This window comes from Protofrankia sp. Cj3 (assembly GCF_917627355.1).
In the GTDB taxonomy this organism is placed as follows: Bacteria; Actinomycetota; Actinomycetes; order Frankiales; family Frankiaceae; genus Protofrankia.
Map to the genome: position 1 here is coordinate 1 of NZ_CAKJTR010000231.1, position 756 is coordinate 756.

Here is a 756-nt window from a genome sequence, read left to right on the forward strand (position 1 = left end):
GGTTAGACGCGGCGCGCCAGCGCGGTGGCACGGTGACCGCGGCTGACCTGTACCGGGAGCTGATCGACCAGTGGCTGGGCTACGAGCAGAAACGCTCACCGGAGCTCACGGTCGACGAACGGAAGGCCGCTGTCACCGAACTGGCCGTGGCGATGTGGCGGAACGGCGAGGCGTTCATCGAGGTGACCAGGCTGACCGAGATCGCCGCCGAGGTACTCCGGTCGATGCGAGATCCGCGTGGCCTGACCCCGGCCGAGGCTGCGCATCTCCTCGGTTCGGGGACGGCCCTGCGCCGGGACAGCGACGGCCGGTTCTCCTTCATTCACTGGTCGGTGATGGAGTACCTGGTCGCCGCCGACATCGCCCGCCAGCTCACAGAACAGAGTGCGGTGGCCGGCGAAGCCGGTAACCTGCTCGCGGCCCGGGAGATGTCGGAGCTGATGGCGGATTTCTTCGCCGATCTGGCCGGCCGGGACACGGCAGCTCGGTGGGCGCAGGACAGCGTCGACACCGCGGACGCACCCGCGGTCGCGAAGGCGAACGCGGTGGTGGTGGCGCGCCGGCTGAGCATCATGCTGCGGACGGGAGCGCAGCTGGCCGGCACCGATCTCGCCGGGCAGGACCTCTCCGGCCGAGACCTGCGCGGTGCCGATCTGCGGGAGGCGAATCTGACTGACGCTCGGCTCGACCGTGCCGATCTGCGGGATGCCGATCTGCGGGATGCGGTGCTCACCGGAGCCTTTCTGGACGCGGCTG

At 70.0% G+C, this 756-nt stretch carries 1 protein-coding gene; it reads left to right on the forward strand.

The window, feature by feature from the left end; translation table 11 throughout:
- Positions 1-32: 32 nt before the first annotated feature.
- On the forward strand, positions 33-756 hold a 724-nt coding region (locus MJ783_RS20980), incomplete at its 3' end, for a pentapeptide repeat-containing protein (protein ID WP_239313040.1).